Here is an 18,213-nt window from a genome sequence, read left to right as displayed (position 1 = left end):
TTCAATATATGAAATACCATTTTTCTTTAAATCATTATTAGGATTAAGATCAGGATTTTGTGCTGGAGAAAAAGATTGATAATTTGCAGTTATTGTTGCTCTTGTAAAAGCAATTGTACCAGTTACATCATTTTGTAATGTTTCACCTGATCCTACTATTTCAATATCAGAAACAATTGTATTTGGGTCATCAGGATGAGGTTTTCCTCTTAAAAATAAAGGTTGATCAGGATCATCAATAATATTTTCTGCTAATTCAGATGAAATAAATTGTTTTCTTAAATCCCATGGACCTTTAAATATTCTGGTATAAGTTTTTCCTCCTCCAGTAAGATTAATATTTTCTCTACCAGATTCTTTATATTCAACATATTCAAAAGGCAAATCAATAGCCATTATTTAACTGCTCCATATTTACTAACAAATTCTTTTACTAGACTCTGAATATTACCTACAGAATCTTTATTTTCTTTAGCTAAATCAATAGCTTTATCGAATTTGTCTAACACTTCTTTATTTTGGCGTTCCTGGGGAGAAGTAATTTGGTTCTTCCAAAAGTCTTGTAATGAACTAAAAGTATTTCCGCCTTTTTCTTTTTTATGTCCTTGCTCTTTTATAATATCCCAAAAATTATCAAAAAGTTTTTCGCGAGTTTTTTCTGCTTCTTTAGCTGCTTTTTCTTTAGCTTTAGTATCAGCTTTTAAAGCTTCTTCACTAAAGTTAGATTTAGATAAATCCATAGCTCCTTGTGCATTTAAAAATGCAGAAGGAGCACCTCCAAATGCTCCAGCAGTAAATAATAATCCAAATAAACTTCCTGGAGGAACTGATTTAGTTAAAGGTGATTTATTTGCTTCTTCATCTTGAGCTTTCATTAAACGTAAAATATGTTCATTTAATCTTTCACGTTCTTGCTCTAAAGCAGTTAGTCTGCCCATTGAAGTAATTAAACCATAAATACCTAAACCTTCACCTGGAACAGCACTATTCCATAATACTTTTCCAAAACCAGCTAATCCTCCATCTTTTCTTAAATCCATATTTGCTTGCACAAGAGCATCATATTCTTTTTTAACAGCATCACGTCTTGCTTTTACTTCTTCAATATTAGTAGGATCAAAATCTCTTTGACCACTTGTATTATTAATATAATCAATTAATTCTTTCATGCTATTAAGTGAGATTTCAATCTCATCTAAAGCACTTTTTACCATAGAATTATTACCAATAACAAAACCTAATTGATCCCAACTATCACTAATTCCTTCCATTTTCGATGAAATATTATCTAAGCTCATTAAATAATCATTATAAATTTGAATATTTTCATTAGCACCTTTTGCTGCGGCAGCTTGAGCTTCAGTTAATAAGGAAGTGTTTTTTGATAAACCTAAAATAACAGGTAAAACTCTTTTTCCAGATAATTCAATGCCACTTAATACTTCAGCTGCTGATTTAAATTGTTTATTACCTATAATACGTAAAAATTCTTTAAAAGCAGCATTAACATCTGTATACATTAAATCTCTAAGATTTTTTAATTCGTCTTCAGAGGCAGTTAGAGCAGCTAAAACTTCATCAGTTTGTGTAAATAGTTTAAGAAATAATTGTTGAACTGCTGTACTTGCTGATTCAGAGCGTTGACCAATAGCTTTAATTGTACCAGCAATTCCAACTAACTCAGTAACAGAAAAACCAGCTAATTGACCTACAGGTCCAATTCTGGAGAGAACGTCTGTAATTTCTCTTTCTGAAGTAGCCATACTTTCAGCTACTTCAACAATGGAATTAGCTAGATGTTCAATTCCTTGAGCACGATCAGGTAAATCAAATAACTGAGTTATACGTCCAAGAATTAATGCAGCATCTTCTGCTGCAACACCAGATGTTTTAGAAAATAAAGCTAATGTTTCAGTCATACCTATTAAATTATCACGAATACCTAAACGTGATAATTCTTGGGCAGACTTTTGAAGTTCACCAATATTAATTCCTTTAAGGTTTTCATCTAAATTAAATAAATCTGCTCTAAAAGTAGTATTACGTAAATTAGAAGCAATTCTTTCAATTTTAGTAAAACCATCTTCTATATCTTTTGCACGACTAATCATTCGATCTAAAGCAGCTACAGCCGCAGTAACTGCTGTTCGTAATAAATAAAACTTAGCAGCTGTTTGTACAACATTAGCTCTAGCCCCAGACATTTGACGATTAAATGTTGTAGCATTAAGAATAACATTGACAATCAGTGACGCAAGAGTTGCACTTAAAACCATAATTAAATACCTTCGTTACGCCACTGTTCTACTAATTTATTTACTTGATCTAAAGACAATTCTTTTTTAGTTACATCAGGTAAAGTGCAAAATAGAATTAAAAACTGATAAACTGAAAGTTTAGAAAATTCACTAGGAGAAATATTTAAATCACATACAAATACTTGTAAGATTTTTCCCCAGTCTATAGGTTCTCCTATTTTTATCGTGGTAGAGTTAGACTGGGGAACGATTCCCCCGGCAAAGTTTCTTCTGCTTTCTTTAATTGTTCTTGAATTTCATCCATATAACACATAAGTTTGTCTTGAACTTCCTTTAACATATAAGGAGTCATTAAAGAATTAACTTCTTCTAATGTTATATTAGGATGTTTATGACGTAAACTTAAAAACATTTCATAGTTCATGCCATGCATTGTAGCCGAGAAAGCTTGAACTTCTGGATGTTCAAAAACAGGTCGAATAGAATCTACTAATTTCTTTTCTCCAGTTTTTTTATTTACTTCATATACAGGTAAACGCATATTATAACATTCATTATATGCAGTTTCAAGTAATTTAGCTCTGAGTTCTGGAGGGAAGTTTTTAGTTACAGTTTCGGCTTCAAATACTTTGTAATATTGAAAATACAAAACAAATGAGCCCAAGTCATTTAAGGTGAGCGGACTAAAAGTATATCCGCCCACCTCTACTTCAGTATTTACTAAATTAACAAATGCCATTTAGCACCTTATGCAGAATAGTCAGAAGCACTTAAAAAGGCATAAGCACCTTTATTCTTAAAATTAAAAGAAAAAGATACTTTACCCTTTGAAGGAACAGTAATACGAATATCATTCACATTAATTAATGGAAAATGACAACGTACACCTGTAAATGTACCATCAGTTTCAACAAATAAACGTGCATCTGTTAATTCTGCTCCAGCTCTAATAGTAGGGGCACTTGCTACTGGATTTACAGTTGCATCCCAGTCTGCTGAAATAGAACCTTCAACACGTTTATTACCATATTCTTGTTCATTATAACCATCTGAACAGGAATTAGTTGTATCTTCTTCATCTGCCATTTCAGTCGCGTTCCATTCAGTAACGCATAATTCAGTTGAACCAATACGTACTTTACCAGTTTTACCATTAGCACCAGCAACAACTTTTCGTCCCATTGTTTATTTCTCCTATTATTAAAAAACAAAAGTTAAAGTTAAATTTAGTCGTTGATACCAGCAACTAAAATATCAAAATTAAATGATGTTCCAGATGCTGTTGTAAATGCTAAAGAAGAAGGAACAGTTGATAAACCACTTGGACAACAGATCATTCGCCATTCTTGTGGATTCATATTTACACCAGAAGCGAATAATGAAGTACAAATTAAAACCTGACTAGAACCAACAGCTGCTTGATTTTTAATAAAGATTAATTTTTTAGATGGAAGGCTAATACTATCGCCAAATTCATCTGTTAATGAAGTTAAATCTAATGTAACACCTGCTCCACTACTAATTGCATGACGTTTAGAATAAAGTAAATTTACAATATTAATTGCGTCACCAAGACCATCAATTAATGTTTCATTAAATTCTTGATTATTAACAGCAACAGTTGCTCCTGCAATTGTACTATTACCTGTCTTTTTATAAGTACCAGCAATTGACCCTGAAATTTTTAAATTAAGTTCTTTGGCCATTATTTAACTCCTAATTTCCAATTAAAATAATATCTAAAACAGTATTACCACTTGCAGTGAAAACTAAACTAGGAGTTGTAATTAATTGTTTTATTGTTGAACTCCCAGAAACAATAAAATATTCTAAATCACCTAAAGTAATTTCAACTCCATTATAATCAAATGTTATTGTTCTAATATCAGCAGGAGCAGGTTTATGTAAATACAAAAACTTAACCCCAGAACTAAATAACGTATTACCAAATACATCATTTAAAGCTGTCAAATCTAGCGTTGTAGGACTTGTTGTTAAACTTAAACGATTTGTATAAGCTTTGTAAGCTGTATCTTCATCTAAATTTAAATGAGCTAAATGACGTTTTAATAATAATTTTTCAATTGAACCATCTGCTTTTTGAGTATCAGAATATTCAATTGAAATTTCAGAATTAATTTTTGTTATTAATTTAGTCATTGTGTTGGTAATTAAAAATTAAATTAGTTTGCCATAATTGAGGACGTACTTCTGTAAATACAATATTTTGTAGCATAAACTCTTCAACATTATATTCAGAACATTGAATTTTACCAGAATGATATAAATCAATTAATTTATTTATAATTTTATCAGCTTCTGGTAAACTTTCATTAAAAAGGACTAACTCATAATCCCCCTGGTAAATTGCTTCACAAGATCTATCCTCCATATTAACTTCATCTATAGAGGTTAAAACTATATAAGGATAGTTCTCATTCTCCAGCATATAATCACTAAAGACAATTTTATATGGCAAATTACTCTGTTTATATAGATCAAACAAAGCTTCATTGACTGTTAATCCTGTGCCAATTAATGCATCAAATTGAAGGTTTTTTGTAAACAAAGTGAAAACATTTGCTAAGACATCAATTATAAAAAGTTGTGGACGAATTTCTTGAATTCTAACTCTAGGTATGTGAATATTACTTACTTCAGTATCACTATAACCTCTTAATAAGTTAATCAAAATACCCTGGAGATTTTTTCCTTGTTTTCTGTTTTCTGAATAAATTCTGAAATGGAATGAATACTGGAGGAGAAGTTCTGAAGTAGAATATTGAGTGTCAACTGTGGCCGATACAGGATTAACAGCAATATAAGGCATTGCTCTATTTTCGAGCATAAAGCCCATATTTAAAGCTTCAGTACCTATTTCATTTTTAATTAAATTAAATATTGTTTTAAACATGCTGTCTAAATACTTGCTTTAGGTACAATTCAAAATGCTTTAAATTATTGCGTCTATCACCAACTGCTTCTCTAGAACCTAAAAACTCAAATACTCTTATTTCATCTCGTTTATGTATTTCAAAATCTACTTCACCATTTGGTAAAAATGTTATAAGTTTAGTAGGATTGTGATGAGTTAGAATCCTCATATTAGTTTTAAATACTATATCATCATAGTTATGAAAAATAGTATAATAAGACTCTAATTCAATCTTTCCAAAAGCTTTTGTTGTATCGTCTTTACCTTTAGCTGAAGTAGTAACAGTCGCTTGAATATGGCCGAAAATATTTTTATAAATAGTTTTCCAACCTTCATCACGAAGTAAACTACCATCATCATCTCTTACAGCATAGTCATTTATTTGAATTGACCATCTGTTTAATCTAAGTAGTTTACGTAAGGACATTAAACTCGCCTTATTTTATAGTACTGTAAATAACCTTCATATTGTGAAATATTTTTATCAACTTTAGTTTTATCATCTTTAAGTTTATAAAAATATTGACCTAATTTTTCACTAACAACATTTCCACTTTCACCAATACCATCAAATGCTCTAATTACAAAATCAGCTAAAACAAGTAGTATAGGAGCAGGTATTGGGTTAAATGCTCCATTATAAATTACTTTAATATTTTGGCTTCCACGTGGAAAATGTGTAAAAGGACGTAATGAATTAGTTTTATCTAAATTTAAATTAACACGACCAATTCCAGGTTTAATAGTTAATTCATCAGTAGGAAAAACATAATCTACCAAATTTGAATTAATAGTAACAGAAGTAATACTATTAATAGGTGGATTTTTTACATAAATTTCATTATGACCATTTCCATCTAAATATTCAGTAAAATCAGCCGCAGTAAAAACTCGATTGCAATAGGCTTCAATTAATTGACTGCCTACTTCAATTAAAGAATTTACTTTAGCTTGATCCATTGCTGATAAATTATCATAATCTAAATCAGCTAATAGAGGTTCATTACTGGGGGAAGAAATTAATCCCATTTTATTATCCTAAATTAACTACATCAATAACTTTTATCGAACCAATAATTGAATGATCAACATCAGTGCCGGATACAATTCTTATATCAAAAATTATATCATCTGATTTTTTAAACAATTTTGCTTCGGCCGTAGTTAATGTTAAAGGTAAAGTGTACTTTGTTCCAGAAACCACTACTTGTGTGATTGTTTTTTGTAAAATTATTTGTTTAGTTTGTTTATTTGCTGCGGTAAAAGTTACTACTGCTCCAGTTAAATCTACACCATAATCAACAGTCCAAGATTTAGCGGGATTAAAGTTTTCTCCATAAGTATCACCAGTCGTTAAAGTAATAATACTTCCAGTTGGATTTTCATCTAAATCTGATTGAATTACTGGTTTAGAATTAACTGCGGCATAAATTGAAGATAATTGACTTGCTTGTGAAACTGTTAATGAACCTCCAGCTGAAGCAATTACAACTAAACTATGATCATCAGTGTCAAAACCTGTCCCTTTAATTTCAACTAAACTATTTACAATACTAGTAACTTCAGTGTCAATATAGCCTGCAATAGTATTTAATGTAGCAGGAATAGTTGTATCTGTATCAACTAATATAGCATCAACAATAGAATCAATTGTAGTTAAAGCAGCTAAAATAGCTGTTTGATTAGCTAATGTAGCATCACCTCCACCACCTCCGCCAGAAGGAGCTAATTCTAAAGCATTAGTTGTAAATCGATAAACCGCTCCATCTAATTCTAAAGCTGTATCAAGTTTATTTATTATAGTTAAAATTGAATTAATTTCAGTATCTATATAACCTCCTAAAAGATTAATACCTGAAGCTAATTCAGCATTTGTAGGTGGATCATATGCATTTAAAGCATCAGTACATTCACTTTGTACTTCTGCATCCCAAGCACTATTCCATGGAATAGCTGTTAAACCTGCTCCAGCTGTTCCAATAACAGCAGTATCAGCAAGAATAGCAGCTAATTGAGAACTATTAGCATCTATTTCTGTTCTAACATTAGCCGCTGTATGACTTGAACGACTGGAGATAGTTGCATTTAAATAAGTTCCAATTATATAACCAGCTTGCCCTGATGTATAACTTCCTGGTAAAGATGTTACCCAAGGATCACCTGAACCACCTGCTGCATTTAATGATGCACCAGTTGTTCCTGCTGTTAAATGACCTGAAATAAGTTCATCCCAAACAGCATCAGCAACTGCTGAAACAGAAACATCATTTAAATCATCTAAAGTTGTTTTTGTTCCAGAAATACTATAACCAGTTTTACCTATATTCCAATTACCTTTATTATTTAAAGCACTTGCAGCAATACCGGCCGCAGTAATCCAATTAGCAGGAATACTTGGTAAATTTGTTAAATTAGTTACTGTTGTAATTGTTCCACCAGTTATATTTGTTGGACTAGCAATTGTTGTGGGGAATGTTGCAGCTAAGAAACCAGTAGGTTGTGTATATGTCGCCATTCGAGTAGTAATAGCAGCATCTAAACGTCCTAATAATGTGTCTAAATCTAATCCACCCGCATCACTAATAGCTAATCCACCAGCAGCATCAGCAGCAGCATTAGGTAATGAAGTTAAACCTAGTCTTACTGTATCATGAGGATTAAAACTAATTGTATAAACACCTATTCCTGCTGTAATTGCAGATGTATTTACAAAAGTAAATTTAATATAATTAGCATTTGTTTCTGCCTGAGTAGGAGCATAATTCCATTCACCATTACCTTTATTTGTAACAGTCCCTCCTCCAGAAGTTTGTGTTCCATTATCCTTAGTAACATATACTGTTGTAGTTCCAGTTGTTACATCAGAACCATCTGTTTTATTAATTAATTGGGCAGAAATATTTTGTCCAGCTACATTTTTAAGCATAATTTAAAACCTGATTACTATTTTTTGCCCAAGCAGGATTAAAAGAACTAGGTCCAGAATTAGCTGTCCATGTCCAACCGCCATAAAAATTTGATTGATCAGGATCAGAAGCATCAATCATTGAAAACCAATAATCCATAAAATCATCTTTATTAGTTAAATCTGTTTTATATAAAGCATTGGCCACTCTTCCACCCCAATAATTTGTTGAACCACCTGCTGCAATAAAAATTCCTGTTGTTCCTCCATCACCATCAGAAGAACTTACAGCATTATTTGCTCCTAAATAACTTCTTGTAAAAATTTGTCCTGCAGTTGCATCAAAACCTGATCCACCAGCCCCCCAATTATTTAATGGTGTAGATGTACCTGTACTTGTACTTACAGGTGACCCAGCTCCATCACGATAAACAGCTATTTGTTCTGAAGTACTAGAAATTAAAAAGATTCCTGCTCCAATATTTCCTGCTGCACTTGATCTTGCAAATATAACAGATGTACCAGCCCCTTTTGTATCATAAAAATGAGCTAAAAATAAACAATCACCTGATTGTGCTCCAGATGAACGCGAAGCTTTTTGATTTGTTCCATTATAATTTGTTGCTTTAGAACCATTAATTGGTCCATCACTATCACCAGTAGTTGCACCAGTCATAGTTAAATTTAAAGCATTTACTGTTCGATCATTCCCACCCCCATTAGGATAAAAACATTTAATACCTGATTCATAAGTATTATATTGACCATAAGTGTCTCCTGCTGCTGGTAAAGTAGCAGAAGCATCTCCAGCCCAAATATAAAAATCATCAGGACTGGTTGTTTGAGTACCTGTATATTGAATTGCTAATATACCCGTTTGAGAAGCATAATCCCATTCAATTAAATCAAAAGGTAATTGGGTACTTCCATCTGATTTTGTAACACGAATATCTCCACCATCAGATTTTACATTGCTCCACCAACTAGCAGGCATTTCACTTAAACTAATAAGATAAGTAAAATTACTTAAACTAGAACTGGGAGGAAGTAAACTGTTTGGTGAAGCGTATCCGGCCCAATCAGCAGGAAAAGCCATAATTAAAATTCCGTTAATGAGCTTAAAGCAGTAACTGCTTGATCTAAATCAGCTTTTAAAGCTTGGTATTCTGTTATTAATTTAGTTAATTCAGCTTTACTTAAAGCTTCAAAAGCATTTGTTGTTCCAAAAGTTTGAATAGTAGCAACAACATCACTATATTTTGTTGCTAAATTAGCTAAAGCAGCTGAAACATTACCAATGGTTATTTTACAACGTCCTGCTTCAAAACGAATTTGACGAATTTCTGTTGCAATATCATCTAAACCTGCTTTTACTTGACTTGTTGTAGCCATATTTTATCCTTTAATCATCCACAAAAGTGCCACCAGAAGTTTTAACAAACTCTTTTGGAAAACCATTTCCACCATTGCCATAATTTAGATTTCTTACTCTTGCTCCAGGTTTGCCAATTATAGTTCCTCCAAACCAATCACCACTTGCTGTGCCAGGATTAGCAGGAGCTTTTACATCATGTGCCCAAGTAGTTGTTCCAATTGGAGCAAATCTTTGAGTATTAGCATCTGTATCATCTAATAGATTTTGTTCTACTGGAGAAAATTGTAATAAAGCAGTTAATGGGTCACCCATTCTTACAGCAGCCATTAATCTTTGTGAAGGATTTGGTCCAACAATTAAACCAGCTGAACCTGTTTCTCTTAGTTGAGTAAAATTACCAAACTGAACGTGACCAATTTCTCGAATATGTCGGAATAAAGTACCTACTTCAGTAAATTTATAACCAATAGTTACATTATCCAAAATAACTTTTTGATTTTTAGTTGAAGACGATCCATTATTAAAAATACAGTTATTTCCAGATGCTTGAGAACCTGTACCAGTAACATGTAAAAATGAAGTATTTCTAATTATTGTATTTTTGATCATATTTAAATTCCACATAGCATGATCTAATTTGGAATTTTTACCAAAAATACAATTATCAATAATTAAATTTTCACAATAAGTTGCATCATCTGGAGAAGCAGGGTGTGGTGTTGCATCAGCTTGAATATTTTGTAATTTAACATGACCACATAGACCAATATTAAATAATGTTTCATATTGACCATGTGTATAAGGATCAAATCCAGCTTGCAATCTAGGTTGTACGTGTGATTCAGTCAAATCAGAAACTAAAACATTCTCAACTAAATCAAATTTAATTAAGCTATCCCCAGTAGCATTAACATGATTGTTATAACAATTCATTTCAATCTGAGAAATTGAAAGACTACGGCAAGAATTACCCGGTCCAGGATCAAATACACACTGTTTTTCATATGATTGATCACTAAACCATCTTCCACCAGCAATTTTAACTTCATCATAATTTTGACCATCCATATCCCAAAAGCGAGCTTTAGCACCTGACTTATGAGTTGTAACATATGAATTACAAGCATAAGCTTCAAATGAACGACTTCTAATTCGATAATTAGCCCAACCAGGATCATCAGCAGTACAACCAATTAAAATAATATGACCATCTGCTAAATCAAAGTAAAAATTACAAGCAGTATTTCCTACAGGAGCATTATAAGCAAAACAACCAAATGCTTTAAATAAACCAGAACCAGTTACTTGAATACCTTCGCCACGTTCACCATCTAAACTAATATTATCACCATTACCATTTACATTTAAATCATAAACGAAGATTTTATTACTGGAGGAAACTCCTGTATTAAAAGTAAAAACACGGTCAGTAGGTACAGTGTTTCTTATAATTGTTGCCCCATTAGCAACTAATGTAAATCTATTAGCAGCCCAAGAAATCGTTTTACCTACTTCATAATGAAATGGATTTAAAATTACAGTATCACCATTTTGTGAAGCAGCCGCAGCAGCATCTAAAGCTAAACCTCTATCTTTAGCTGTATTACCTGCTGGAGAGAACTTTCTTTTAGTCCCATCTGCTTTAATAAATAAGATTGATCCATCGGAAAATGGATTAAATGTTTCTGGTAAAATAGTTTCTATCCCAGCCGCAGTAGCCGTATTTGATGGATTTAATGAGCCCATATCAACCAATACATCTAAATTATCATCAACTAAAACTAAATGATAACGTTGTTCTAAATCATTAAATCGTACACGTGTTTGAGGCATATAATTAAACCTTTTTAATTTTTAAAGCTTTAGCTGCTTTTTCACGTTGAATATTATTTGCTTCATCCCAAAAAGGTTTGATTTCTTGAAATGAAATCATATTAGCTTGATTTATATGATTTTCATGAAATTTAATAACAAGTTCTTTTAGAATTTCTTTATAAGCTGTATAATACTCATTAATAGTTAAACGTGGAAGATTATGTCTTTGTTCAAAAAGAGCTTGTTTTTCATTTTCACGATCAACAACTAACTTTAATGCAGCTAAGTCTTTTTCACTAAAATCACCTGTTATACTTAAATCAAAAATCATCCCCATCTTAAATCCTTTTAAGGCTAAGCTTTAATTAATTAAATAATTCGCTAAAGCTTAGCCTTCTTCCTAATTAAAAACTAGGAAGAAGGCATCACTGGGGGGCACCTACACTCAGCCATTAAACCTTATTAAGAGGTCCACCTTGATAACGTAAATCTGTTACAATTGCTGTAACAGCATATTCGTCACCAGTTGTTGCAGAACTAGCTTCAACACGCACATGTGTAAATTGATTCTGCGAATCTAAATCAGCAGAATCAATTTCAATTACATAAACATGCGTTGATAAAGCTAATACATGACTATTAGCAACAACTGTTTCACGTGTTTCAACACCAGTTGCTTTAACAATTTTAGCAATGGCAGTGAAATCAAGTGCTTTAACACCAGTTCCAGAAGCATCTTTAGCTTGTTTCAAAGTAATAGTTGCTCCAGCACTAGCAGCATCACCTTGAATAATAAACAACAATCGTTGTGCATTTGTTAAACCAACATATGCAGAATTGTTTGTAGCTCCTCCCAAGCTCAATACTTGAGTTGCGAGAATAACTCGCATATCATTCAACTTTTTAAAATTAGACATTAAAATTTTCTCCTAAACTTTTATTTTTTGAAAAATGAAACTAACTAACTAATTAAGCACGAGTATCCAAAGTAATATAAGGACTTCGTTTAGTAGTTCCATTTAAATCTTCAACTTGCTTAGCATAAACAGGTTGTGCATCAGCTCGGAAACTAAAACGGAATGCAGTTTCTTCATAAAGGAAACGAACATGAATAGAACTTGCTCGTTTCATTCCTCCAGATTGCTTACTTAAAGTAATAATCTGAGTCATATCAGCAAAACAGATATCTGTTTGCGTTCCTAAATCAGCACAAAATTCACACGGAATTACAGGGCGTCCATATAAAGAACCATAAGGAGAACCAGAAACACCTCCAGCAGGCATATATAAAGGACGTTTATTAGTTGTATCATTTGCAAAATACATAAATTCAAGTTGCTCTTGTAAATTAGGATGTACATACCAATTTGCACGGGCACGCATTGAAGGATGCATTCTATGATACATCTTACTAATATTTTGATGCAAAATAGTTGCAGCAGCTTGACCACTTTCTTTTGCAATACTGATTAATGCAGGATTATTTCCACTAAAAATACCAAGAGGTTTGGCAACACCATTACCATTCCAAACACCTTGATTAAGTTTAAACATAATGGAACGACGTGCAGCTACATCAAATACAGAACCTAATGCAGTGCCTGCATCATCCATTTCTTCATCAGTTGCATAATACAACGCAGTTAGCTTATGTAATTCTAAACGACGTTGTGACCAAATAATCTTAGAAGCAGTAAATTGTTCTGCTTCATCAGTCCAATAAGCAACTGCTCCAAAATGACGATATCCATCTTTACGTGAGGATTCTTCTTGAGCATTAAACTTCAACGTATTACCAGAAGTTTTACGTTTATCAGTTGCTCGGCTAAAGAAATCCAATTCCATATCATCAGAAACTTTAGTCCAAATCCGTGTTTCAATTGTTTCAGGAACTAAATAACCACCTTCTTGATCATCTTGTGTATGCTGACCAGTTGGTGCTTTAACTAACCTTTCGTCAACATTTCCACCAGGACGACCTGCTTTAATAACACAACTAACAAATTCTTCTTGGGATTTAAAACCACCCATTTTTTCCAAATCATGATCAACTGCTGTCGCAGGAAGCTTAATTCCTTTTTCAAGCGTATCATTAAATTGGCTAAATGCCTTATTGAGAGAAGAATCAATAATCGTTGAAACAGTCTGAGCAAATTTCTCAGAAGTTTTAGTAACAATATCATCAGAAGAAGGTGCTTCAGTTTCTTTAGCAAACTTTAACATAACAAGTGATTCAGCTAATGAAGCATCAACCTGAATTACCTGACCCTTCTTGAAAGTTGTATTATCATCTTGAGCCCAATCTTTTTCAAACAAAATCCACTTTTTCATCTTAGTAACTCCAAATTATTAACAAATTAAAAAACTAATATATAGATAGGTCACCAAACTAATTAATTCTTTCTTCTAGGAAAGTTGATTAACTAACTTGTCCTAACATTCTCTTAAGAACTTTATCAATCATTTCAGGAACTCGGTCCATAATAGAACCTAATTCAATTTCTAAGCGTGCTGATAAATTTTCTTCATAAGCAGCAACACTTAACCAATCTTTAATTACAGGTAATTCAGAACTTTTACGTGTTTCAATAACTGCATCAGCAACTTCAGGAAATAAGGTTTTTAAAAGATTATCATCAATATTTTTCAAACCTTTAGCTAAAGTTTCAACTACTGCATTTTTATTACATGCAACAGGAACAATTGAATATTCATAAATACGTGCATTTTTACGAATTACTTCTGCTCCAGCAGCTTCAGGATGTTGATCTAAATATTCTTTTGTAATAGCAACTTTTTCAGCTACACCACCAATCGATTTACCTGGTAAATATCCTTTTTGAACCATTTCATAAATAGCGTCAGGAAACCAAAAAGCATCTGGAGCTAAGCCTTCAGGACGTGCTTTATATAACGTCTTAGCTTTTACAATTTTACTAAAACGCTTAAACCATTTGCATTTCCCTACTGGGGGAAGGTCATAGTTATGTCTATAAGCCACGTGGGGATTTTTAGTAAAAATCTCCCAGTTAATGGACGAAATATCCATGACTTCTTTATCATGGTCAACAGAGTTATCAGTAATTACTGATACATCACTGCGTTCTTTAAGAATTGCATGTTCAAAGTTAGTAGATGTTTTACGGAAATAACTAATGTCTTCTTCAGAAGTTTCAAGAAAAATATCTAATTCTCTTGCATCATCTTCAGATAAAGCAAATCCAAAAGGGCTTTTAGCAATACCATACTCTTTTAACATTGTTATTTCCTAAAATTTAAAAATTGTAATTAATCTTGAAACAAAAGGAACGCGGCTACGAATAATTTTGAATATTTCTTTTTCATGCCGATCCCAAACCTTTTTAAATGTAGGTCTTGCACCTGAATATAATTTTAAATAAAGAGGTTTTGCATTACTTATTTTAACTGAATGTACGTCATAAGTATTTAAAGTTCCACCTTTTTCTAATTCCATTGCATAAGGCATTGTTGAAAAAGTATAAGCATAAAATTTATCAAGAGTTTTAAGCTCTTGCATTTTAATTGAATTACTTAAATCACCTGTTTGACGTAAAGGTGTTTGACCTGGTTTACTATGCCTTATAGTACGAACTTTACCATTCGTATATATTGTACCCCATGGAGCACTTTGAAATTCTTGTTGTAATTTTCGACGATAAAATTTATTACCTTGACTAACACCTTTTTGGGCTGATTCTATAACTAATTTAACAAGATTATCGTCGTATTTTAAATCAACAGTAACTGATTTAGCCATTACTTTTCTGCTACGCCTGATTTACGTTGATCTTCTCGTTGAAAACTTCCTGAACCAGCAACATTAATTGATCGTAAAATATCTCCATCTTCTCTTGGAGGTAAATTATAATCTTTACGTGCTTCATTAGGAGTTTTAATTCCATTCATTACTAATTGAACATTTTCTTGTAATTTTTCTTCTCTATTTTCAGGTACAGGGTCTTCATAACCTAAAAATAATCTTCCAGATTGATCATAATATGGAAGTAATGTTACATTTAATAAATCTGTATTAGCTCTTAATCTAGGAGCAACAGCTTGCATTGCATGTTGTTTTAATGCTGCTTCTAATGTTTTTTCACTGATCGCTTCTGAATCAATTAGAGCAATGGGTACACCAAATATATTACAAATATTATTTTTATTATTTTTTTGTAAATCTAATCTGGCATAATCATTAGGTTTAAAATTTAAAATTTCAATATTTGCAGGTTCATCTAAGACGTAATAACCTCCATTACGTCCATATTTAAATTTTAAATTTAAACTTCGTTCCCACCTTTCAGCAATTTCACTACCAATTGCTTCTTTAGGCATTACTACAATATCAGGACGTGCTTGATTATCTAAAAACTTTGTTGTCATTGACATTAGTTTATCTAAAACTAATGAATTTGAATAAGCAGCTAATCCTGGAGAATAACCTGATGCATAAGGATCATATAAATTAGGAGATAAAAATGGAATAATTTCATTAACTGAAAATTTACGATTTCTTAATTTTTCATCAGGTCCATTATATTGATAATAACTAATTGGTTTACTATCACCTGCCTCGCTTACTGGGGAAAGATGATGTGTAGGAAATAACCAGATGCGAGCTGGAATATTAAGTACTGGATGACTAATAATCCACCAATATGCCGCACCTGTTATTTCCTGATAAAGTTGTGTAAAATTGAATAACTTATATTCATTTAATAAAGCTGAATTTCCTAATGGCTTGCTAAACAAATCTAAAACAGGATGATCAATGACTTCTTCTAATTGTACGTTTTGACGAATCTTATATTGCTCACGTACACGTTTTTCTTCTTTATTTTCTAAAGGTGCTTTCTTTAATACAGTTTCTGCTTGTGTTTTATCAGTTGTTACATAAAGCTTTAAAGATTTCAATGCAACAGCATTAGCATTGATATTAGCACAAGCATAAACTATGTCTTTATACTGTTTCACCAAACCTATTGGGCCTGGTGTTAAAGTATTTCCATAATAATCATTATAACTAGGTAAAGAACCATTTTCCTCTACATAATCAATAATGGTATCAAAAATGCCACCTTTAAATAATGAATCAGTCAATTTCGCCATCCCATAATAGTGGGTTATCAAGTTGTAACCATTGTTCTTGTAACTTATCTCTTGCACCTAAAAGAAGCAATTTTTTAGCTTCTTGTTCAAGGCGATTAAAAGCAGTTACATCTTCACGATTAGTTACTTTTTCTTCATCAAAAAATTCATCACCTTCATGCTCTAGATTATTCATCTTTTTGCATTGAAGCTAAAAACGCTTCCTCTTCTTCTTGGCTAAATGGCATACTAGTAATAATATATGGCAATAAACGAATAAGAATTTCAAGAATCTTATCGCTATTATCAATAAGTAACTGCAAAATTTCCAAAAAAGGCCGTCGTGGTTCATCTGATCCAAAAACGACATTTTCACTTTTAAGTGTTTCATAAGCCACTTCAAAATGATCGCCATCAGCTAATAAACCAGAATAAATTTTTCGAATATTTGTTTCTTTTGCTCGTTCAGCTTTATTCATTTGGCGACGAAAATGTGCCCGTAAAGCTAATTTTTCAATTCGTTCAAACATTATGCTGCTCTCTTTCTATCAATACCCATAATCATATAACGTAAAGCATCCATAGCATGATTAAAATCATCTATTGGAACGTCACCACCCATTTTATCTTCTTCATCAGGATATTTATACATTTCGCTTTCAGCAACAACTGCTTTACAACGATTTGATACAATTTTTAATCTATCAGTATAAATACGATGATTTACAGCATTTATTCCAGCCAAAATATTTTTTTCAGCTTTAGCAACTAAATGCCCACCTCTTTTCAATTTCTGAATTAATTCAGGATTATGATCACAATACCATTTAATAGAACGATCAACAAATTTAGGTAACTTATCGGCATGTACTTCTATAGGTGTTTTAGATTTATATCTTTCAAACCATACCCATAAAATATCACGTTCTTTTTCTAAAAACCCACTTAAAGCACAAAATGGATCATTCCATCCAAAGTCAATTCCACCATGAAAAGTTCCAGGTTTACTTAATAATGTACTTAATTCACTAGGAGACAACGTAGTAAAACAGTTCCCAATATCACGATAAACAAGCCCTGCAATTCCTGAAAATTCACCATCATAACGCATAGTTCCTAATTCACCACTCATTACTGATTTAGCACGTTCATACTCTTCAGTTGAATAAGCTGGATTAGCATTAGAAGGCCATTGCACTACATAATAATCAGGATTTCCTTCTTTATAAGCTTTATAAAAATGATGATAAAGCCAATTTTTACCATAAGGAGTTGTTGTTAGTAATATTGGGGAGCGTTTTAAACCAGTTCTACCTTGAATAGCAATCCAAACATTATATTTAAATTGTCCAGCTTCATCACCCCAAATAAAATCAAATTGACCGCCTTCTAATCCTCCAGGATTATCAGCACCTTGACACCAAATTATTCCACCATCAACACCATTAATTTTAGGTAATTCATAATAACTTCTTGATTCTTTATAAATACCTTCTAATGGTGTATCTTTAAAAGTATTAATTAATGTTGGAACTGTTGCTCTTGATAAAACTTTATAGGTTGGGGCAATGACCATTCCTAAAATAGGTCTATGTGGATTTACTTTTTTAAATCTTTCAATTTGTCTAGCAATCCATAAAGGACCAGTAACTGTTTTTCCACCACCAGTACCAGCTATTGCTGCTGTAAATCTATGATCAGATAAATAAACCTTAGATTGTAAATTATGTAATGGAAAATTTTTACCTTTAGACCTATCATGGGGATCAACAAATTCACCCCAACCTATTTTTGCTTGATCTAATACTTCAGACAT

22 protein-coding genes are annotated in these 18,213 nt (G+C 32.1%); all 22 read right to left on the bottom strand.

Annotated features, from left to right (window positions below):
• A partial coding sequence (locus IPM51_11935; GenBank protein ID MBK9285008.1) for a hypothetical protein occupies window positions 1–396 on the bottom strand: 396 nt, incomplete at its 3' end.
• Complete coding sequence (locus tag IPM51_11930; protein MBK9285007.1) at window positions 396–2,276, bottom strand: phage tail tape measure protein; 1,881 nt, start codon at window positions 2,274–2,276, stop codon at window positions 396–398. The genes IPM51_11930 and IPM51_11935, both read right to left, overlap by 1 nt.
• Window positions 2,277–2,478: 202 nt before the next feature.
• Window positions 2,479–2,997, bottom strand: coding sequence for a hypothetical protein (locus IPM51_11925; protein ID MBK9285006.1), 519 nt, complete (start codon window positions 2,995–2,997; stop codon window positions 2,479–2,481).
• An 8-nt stretch (window positions 2,998–3,005) separates the two neighbouring features.
• Window positions 3,006–3,440, bottom strand: a complete 435-nt coding sequence (locus tag IPM51_11920) for a hypothetical protein (protein ID MBK9285005.1) — start codon at window positions 3,438–3,440, stop codon at window positions 3,006–3,008.
• Window positions 3,441–3,484: 44 nt separating this feature from the next.
• The gene (locus IPM51_11915) at window positions 3,485–3,964 is read right to left on the bottom strand and encodes a hypothetical protein (GenBank protein MBK9285004.1); all 480 of its coding nucleotides are present in this window, start codon (window positions 3,962–3,964) and stop codon (window positions 3,485–3,487) included.
• A 10-nt stretch (window positions 3,965–3,974) separates the two neighbouring features.
• Complete coding sequence (locus IPM51_11910) at window positions 3,975–4,418, bottom strand: hypothetical protein (protein ID MBK9285003.1); 444 nt, start codon at window positions 4,416–4,418, stop codon at window positions 3,975–3,977.
• Window positions 4,411–5,172: a hypothetical protein gene (locus tag IPM51_11905; GenBank protein ID MBK9285002.1), complete on the bottom strand. Its 762-nt coding sequence runs from the start codon at window positions 5,170–5,172 to the stop codon at window positions 4,411–4,413. Before IPM51_11905 ends, IPM51_11910 begins: the two co-directional genes overlap by 8 nt.
• A complete protein-coding gene (locus tag IPM51_11900) occupies window positions 5,165–5,620 on the bottom strand; it encodes a hypothetical protein (protein ID MBK9285001.1) in 456 nt (151 codons plus the stop codon). The genes IPM51_11905 and IPM51_11900 overlap by 8 nt, the downstream gene beginning before the upstream one ends.
• Complete coding sequence (locus IPM51_11895) at window positions 5,620–6,222, bottom strand: hypothetical protein (GenBank protein ID MBK9285000.1); 603 nt, start codon at window positions 6,220–6,222, stop codon at window positions 5,620–5,622. Before IPM51_11895 ends, IPM51_11900 begins: the two co-directional genes overlap by 1 nt.
• Window positions 6,223–6,226: 4 nt before the next feature.
• Complete coding sequence (locus tag IPM51_11890; protein MBK9284999.1) at window positions 6,227–8,119, bottom strand: hypothetical protein; 1,893 nt, start codon at window positions 8,117–8,119, stop codon at window positions 6,227–6,229.
• Window positions 8,112–9,194 carry a hypothetical protein gene (locus IPM51_11885; protein MBK9284998.1) on the bottom strand — a complete coding sequence of 361 codons (1,083 nt, stop codon included), beginning with the start codon at window positions 9,192–9,194 and terminating at the stop codon, window positions 8,112–8,114. The genes IPM51_11890 and IPM51_11885 overlap by 8 nt, the downstream gene beginning before the upstream one ends.
• Window positions 9,195–9,196: 2 nt before the next feature.
• Window positions 9,197–9,490 carry a hypothetical protein gene (locus IPM51_11880; protein MBK9284997.1) on the bottom strand — a complete coding sequence of 98 codons (294 nt, stop codon included), beginning with the start codon at window positions 9,488–9,490 and terminating at the stop codon, window positions 9,197–9,199.
• 10 nt (window positions 9,491–9,500) lie between these two features.
• Entirely contained in the window at window positions 9,501–11,306 is a 1,806-nt protein-coding gene (locus IPM51_11875; protein MBK9284996.1) for a hypothetical protein, read from the bottom strand.
• 4 nt (window positions 11,307–11,310) lie between these two features.
• Window positions 11,311–11,619, bottom strand: a complete 309-nt coding sequence (locus IPM51_11870) for a hypothetical protein (protein ID MBK9284995.1) — start codon at window positions 11,617–11,619, stop codon at window positions 11,311–11,313.
• 121 nt (window positions 11,620–11,740) lie between these two features.
• Window positions 11,741–12,205, bottom strand: coding sequence for a hypothetical protein (locus IPM51_11865; GenBank protein MBK9284994.1), 465 nt, complete (start codon window positions 12,203–12,205; stop codon window positions 11,741–11,743).
• Window positions 12,206–12,257: 52 nt separating this feature from the next.
• Window positions 12,258–13,619, bottom strand: coding sequence for a phage major capsid protein (locus tag IPM51_11860; GenBank protein MBK9284993.1), 1,362 nt, complete (start codon window positions 13,617–13,619; stop codon window positions 12,258–12,260).
• 88 nt (window positions 13,620–13,707) lie between these two features.
• A complete protein-coding gene (locus IPM51_11855) occupies window positions 13,708–14,547 on the bottom strand; it encodes a hypothetical protein (protein MBK9284992.1) in 840 nt (279 codons plus the stop codon).
• A gap of 9 nt (window positions 14,548–14,556) precedes the next feature.
• Window positions 14,557–15,066, bottom strand: a complete 510-nt coding sequence (locus IPM51_11850) for a hypothetical protein (protein MBK9284991.1) — start codon at window positions 15,064–15,066, stop codon at window positions 14,557–14,559.
• Entirely contained in the window at window positions 15,066–16,409 is a 1,344-nt protein-coding gene (locus IPM51_11845; GenBank protein MBK9284990.1) for a phage portal protein, read from the bottom strand. Before IPM51_11845 ends, IPM51_11850 begins: the two co-directional genes overlap by 1 nt.
• Window positions 16,402–16,593, bottom strand: a complete 192-nt coding sequence (locus IPM51_11840) for a hypothetical protein (GenBank protein MBK9284989.1) — start codon at window positions 16,591–16,593, stop codon at window positions 16,402–16,404. Before IPM51_11840 ends, IPM51_11845 begins: the two co-directional genes overlap by 8 nt.
• Window positions 16,586–16,927 carry a hypothetical protein gene (locus IPM51_11835; protein ID MBK9284988.1) on the bottom strand — a complete coding sequence of 114 codons (342 nt, stop codon included), beginning with the start codon at window positions 16,925–16,927 and terminating at the stop codon, window positions 16,586–16,588. The genes IPM51_11840 and IPM51_11835 overlap by 8 nt, the downstream gene beginning before the upstream one ends.
• Entirely contained in the window at window positions 16,927–18,213 is a 1,287-nt protein-coding gene (locus IPM51_11830) for a hypothetical protein (protein MBK9284987.1), read from the bottom strand. Before IPM51_11830 ends, IPM51_11835 begins: the two co-directional genes overlap by 1 nt.

The organism is Sphingobacteriaceae bacterium, assembly GCA_016715905.1.
Taxonomy (GTDB): domain Bacteria; phylum Bacteroidota; class Bacteroidia; order B-17B0; family Aurantibacillaceae; genus Aurantibacillus.
The sequence above is the reverse complement of the archived record's forward strand: the minus strand, read 5'-3'. Positions and strand labels throughout refer to the sequence as shown.

Bases quoted from the DNA above. Each gene is read 5' to 3' on its own strand.
- IPM51_11930 (MBK9285007.1), bottom strand. From the start codon at position 2,276: ATGGTTTTAAGTGCAACTCTTGCGTCACTGATTGTCAATGTTATTCTT.
- IPM51_11925 (MBK9285006.1), bottom strand. From the start codon at position 2,997: ATGGCATTTGTTAATTTAGTAAATACTGAAGTAGAGGTGGGCGGATAT.
- IPM51_11920 (MBK9285005.1), bottom strand. From the start codon at position 3,440: ATGGGACGAAAAGTTGTTGCTGGTGCTAATGGTAAAACTGGTAAAGTA.
- IPM51_11915 (MBK9285004.1), bottom strand. From the start codon at position 3,964: ATGGCCAAAGAACTTAATTTAAAAATTTCAGGGTCAATTGCTGGTACT.
- IPM51_11910 (MBK9285003.1), bottom strand. From the start codon at position 4,418: ATGACTAAATTAATAACAAAAATTAATTCTGAAATTTCAATTGAATAT.
- IPM51_11905 (MBK9285002.1), bottom strand. From the start codon at position 5,172: ATGTTTAAAACAATATTTAATTTAATTAAAAATGAAATAGGTACTGAA.
- IPM51_11900 (MBK9285001.1), bottom strand. From the start codon at position 5,620: ATGTCCTTACGTAAACTACTTAGATTAAACAGATGGTCAATTCAAATA.
- IPM51_11895 (MBK9285000.1), bottom strand. From the start codon at position 6,222: ATGGGATTAATTTCTTCCCCCAGTAATGAACCTCTATTAGCTGATTTA.
- IPM51_11890 (MBK9284999.1), bottom strand. From the start codon at position 8,119: ATGCTTAAAAATGTAGCTGGACAAAATATTTCTGCCCAATTAATTAAT.
- IPM51_11885 (MBK9284998.1), bottom strand. From the start codon at position 9,194: ATGGCTTTTCCTGCTGATTGGGCCGGATACGCTTCACCAAACAGTTTA.
- IPM51_11880 (MBK9284997.1), bottom strand. From the start codon at position 9,490: ATGGCTACAACAAGTCAAGTAAAAGCAGGTTTAGATGATATTGCAACA.
- IPM51_11875 (MBK9284996.1), bottom strand. From the start codon at position 11,306: ATGCCTCAAACACGTGTACGATTTAATGATTTAGAACAACGTTATCAT.
- IPM51_11870 (MBK9284995.1), bottom strand. From the start codon at position 11,619: ATGATTTTTGATTTAAGTATAACAGGTGATTTTAGTGAAAAAGACTTA.
- IPM51_11865 (MBK9284994.1), bottom strand. From the start codon at position 12,205: ATGTCTAATTTTAAAAAGTTGAATGATATGCGAGTTATTCTCGCAACT.
- IPM51_11860 (MBK9284993.1), bottom strand. From the start codon at position 13,619: ATGAAAAAGTGGATTTTGTTTGAAAAAGATTGGGCTCAAGATGATAAT.
- IPM51_11855 (MBK9284992.1), bottom strand. From the start codon at position 14,547: ATGTTAAAAGAGTATGGTATTGCTAAAAGCCCTTTTGGATTTGCTTTA.
- IPM51_11850 (MBK9284991.1), bottom strand. From the start codon at position 15,066: ATGGCTAAATCAGTTACTGTTGATTTAAAATACGACGATAATCTTGTT.
- IPM51_11840 (MBK9284989.1), bottom strand. From the start codon at position 16,593: ATGAATAATCTAGAGCATGAAGGTGATGAATTTTTTGATGAAGAAAAA.
- IPM51_11835 (MBK9284988.1), bottom strand. From the start codon at position 16,927: ATGTTTGAACGAATTGAAAAATTAGCTTTACGGGCACATTTTCGTCGC.
- IPM51_11830 (MBK9284987.1), bottom strand. From the start codon at position 18,213: ATGTCTGAAGTATTAGATCAAGCAAAAATAGGTTGGGGTGAATTTGTT.